1 tRNA gene and 2 rRNA genes are annotated in these 3561 nt (G+C 53.0%); all 3 read right to left on the reverse strand.

Annotated features, from left to right (window positions below):
- Positions 1 to 180: 180 nt before the first annotated feature.
- Positions 181 to 295: ribosomal RNA gene (gene rrf / locus V6C16_RS09445) — 5S ribosomal RNA — on the reverse strand.
- 46 nt (positions 296 to 341) lie between these two features.
- Positions 342 to 3274: ribosomal RNA gene (locus V6C16_RS09450) — 23S ribosomal RNA — on the reverse strand.
- A gap of 145 nt (positions 3275 to 3419) precedes the next feature.
- Positions 3420 to 3495: transfer RNA gene (locus V6C16_RS09455), tRNA-Ala, on the reverse strand.
- Positions 3496 to 3561 lie beyond the last annotated feature (66 nt).

Below are 3561 nucleotides of genomic sequence, written 5' to 3' on the forward strand. Positions count from 1 at the left end.
TGAGCAGACGCCCGCCGCAAAGATGCAAGCGCAATTTATTTGCGCGGTTGTCCTGCGGGGCAAAGGCAGGTGCAGTTGCGCATGCAGCAGCGAGATTCGCCCTGCTGTAGGGCTTTTGCAGCGCAAGGCACAGAACAGCAAAAAGCCCTTCGCGCTTGAGCAGCGAAGGGCTTTAAAAGATGTTGGCAGCGGCCTACTTTCCCACATGACGTTATGCAGTATCATCGGCGATGGAGAGCTTAACTTCCAAGTTCGGAATGGGATTGGGTGTACCCTCTCCTCCATGGCTACCAACAAAGTTGTCAAATATATAATTGACAGGGAAGGAAGGAGTTTTTTTCATAAACAAGCCGCACGGGCTATTAGTACTGGTCAGCTCCGCGTCTCGCAACGCTTCCACCTCCAGCCTATCAACGAGGTAGTCTACCTCGGCCCTTCAGGGATTGCTCCTGGGAGAACTTATCTTAAGGCAGGCTTCCCGCTTAGATGCTTTCAGCGGTTATCCCTTCCGCACATAGCTACCCTGCTGTGCCGTTGGCACGACAACAGGTCCACCAGGGGTGCGTCCATCCCGGTCCTCTCGTACTAGGGACAGGCCCTTTCAATTCTCCAGCGCCCACAGAAGATAGGGACCAAACTGTCTCACGACGTTTTAAACCCAGCTCGCGTACCACTTTAAACGGCGAACAGCCGTACCCTTGGGACCTGCTTCAGCCCCAGGATGTGATGAGCCGACATCGAGGTGCCAAACCGCATCGTCGATGTGAACTCTTGGATGCGATCAGCCTGTTATCCCCGGCGTACCTTTTATCCAATGAGCGATGGCCCTTCCATTCGGGACCACCGGATCACTAACACCTACTTTCGTACCTGCTCGAGATGTCTCTCTTGCAGTCAAGCTCCCTTATGCGTTTGCACTCGACGGCTGGTTTCCAATCAGCCTGAGGGAACCTTTGCATGCCTCCGTTACAATTTAGGAGGCGACCGCCCCAGTCAAACTACCCACCAGACACTGTTCCCTCGCCGGATGACGGCTGAGGGTTAGGGACCTGAAAAAACAAGGGTGGTATTTCAACAATGACTCCCCCCATACTAGCGTACAGGGTTCACAGTCTCCCACCTATCCTACACATGCAGTTCCAAATCCCAATGTCAAGCTATAGTAAAGGTGCACAGGGTCTTTCCGTCTTTCTGCGGGTACACGGCATTTTCACCGCGACTTCAATTTCACCGAGTCTCTGGCCGAGACAGTGTGGAGATCGTTACGCCATTCGTGCAGGTCGGAACTTACCCGACAAGGAATTTCGCTACCTTAGGACCGTTATAGTTACGGCCGCCGTTTACCGGGGCTTCAATTCGGAGCTTCGCTTGCGCTGACCCCTCCTTTTAACCTTCCGGCACCGGGCAGGCGTCAGTCCGTATACGTCGTCTTTAGGACTTCGCACAGACCTATGTTTTTAGTAAACAGTCGCCACCACCATTTCACTGCGGCTCCCTCAGGCTCATTAAGTGAATCAATTTCACCCGAAGGAGCACCCCTTCTTCCGAAGGTACGGGGTTATTTTGCCGAGTTCCTTGGCCAGAGTTCTCTCGAGCGCCTTGGATTATTCATCCCACCCACCTGAGTTGGTTTTCGGTACGGTTTGCATGTCCTATACTTAGAAGCTTTTCTAGGCAGTAGAGGCTCAACGGCTTCAGACCTTACGGTCACGGACTCGCGTCTCAGCGTAAAGAAGTGCGGATTTGCCTGCACCTCACGCCTACCTGCTTGCACCGGGTAATCCAACACCCGGACCGTTTACCTTCCTGCGTCCCTCCATCGCGCGAACATACAAGTACGTGAATATTAACACGTTTCCCATCGACTACGCCTTTCAGCCTCGCCTTAGGGACCGACTAACCCTGGGAAGATTACCTTTACCCAGGAAACCTTGGGTTTACGGCGAACGGGTTTTTCACCCGTTTTATCGTTACTCATGTCAGCATAATCACTTCTCCACAGTCCAGGTAGCCTTACGACACCCCTTCAGCCCGTGAAGAACGCTCCCCTACCAGACCGCATACGCGGAATTCAAAGCTTCGGTACTATGCTTAGCCCCGTTACATTTTCGGCGCAACGTCATTAGACCAGTGAGCTATTACGCTTTCTTTAAACGATGGCTGCTTCTAAGCCAACGTCCTGGGTGTCTCTACAACGTCACCACCTTAACCACTGAGCATAGATTTGGAGACCTTAGCTGTTGATCTGGGCTCTTACCCTCTCGACAATGGACCTTAGCACCCACTGTCTGACTCCCATGGTACATCTAGCCGGCATTCTGAGTTTGAAAGAGTTTGGTAATCTGGTAGGACCCCTAGCTCTGTCAGTGCTTTACCTCCGGTAGACAATCCATGAGGCTATACCTCAATATATTTCGGGGAGAACCAGCTATCACCGGGTTTGATTGGCCTTTCACCCCTATCCACAAGTCATCCCAAACGTTTTCAGCCGTTAAGGGTTCGGTCCTCCACAAGGCTTTACCCTTGCTTCAACCTGCTCATGGATAGATCACCCGGTTTCGGGTCTAATCCGCACTACTAAACGCCCTTATCAGACTCGCTTTCGCTACGGCTCCACTTACGCTTAACCTTGCAGTACAGATTAACTCGCTGACTCATTATGCAAAAGGCACGTGGTCACCCCGCAAGGAGGCTCCCACAGCTTGTAAGCATCAGGTTTCAGATTCTATTTCACTCCCCTGACAGGGGTTCTTTTCACCTTTCCCTCACGGTACTGGTGCACTATCGGTCGACGGTTAGTACTTAGCCTTGGAAGATGGTCCTCCCGGATTCCCACGAGGTTTCACGTGCCTCGCGGTACTCAGGTACCGGCTGTGTCGTTTTCGGGTTCGGGTACGGGGCTATCACCCGCTCTGGCGAAGCTTTCCAGCTTCCTTCCCCTGCCTAGTCATGAATCACGTATGCCGGCCCTACAACCCCGCCAGGACGAATCCTGACGGTTTGGGCTATTCCCCCTTCGCTCGCCGCTACTGAGGGAGTCTCGTTTGATTTCCTTTCCTTCAGGTACTGAGATGTTTCACTTCCCTGAGTTGGCTTCTTGCAAGCTATGTATTCACTTGCAGATGACGGGACATGACTCCCGCCGGGTTTCCCCATTCAGACATCCCCGGATCAAAGAATGTTTAGCTTCTCCCCGAGGCTTATCGCAGCTTACCGCGTCTTTCATCGCCTTCCGTCGCCAAGGCATCCACCCGATGCTCTTGTTTGCTTGTTTCTCGAAAAAAACTTCCTTCCATCCCTATGCAATTGTTAAAGAGCCGACCCCGAAGGGTCCGCCAAGCTCTGCGCTCGGATCACATTCGCGTGACCTGATTGTCACACGCCTGTTGCCAAACGCGGCATGGCTTTGAGTATGTTTGTGGTGGAGCTGGACGGGATCGAACCGACGACCCCCGGCTTGCAAAGCCGGTGCTCTCCCAGCTGAGCTACAGCCCCGGTGTATTCCTGAATAAGTGGTGGGCCTGGAAAGACTTGAACTTTCGACCTCACGCTTATCAGGCG

Source organism: Desulfovibrio sp. 1188_IL3213 (genome assembly GCF_036763145.1).
In the GTDB taxonomy this organism is placed as follows: Bacteria; Desulfobacterota; Desulfovibrionia; order Desulfovibrionales; family Desulfovibrionaceae; genus Desulfovibrio.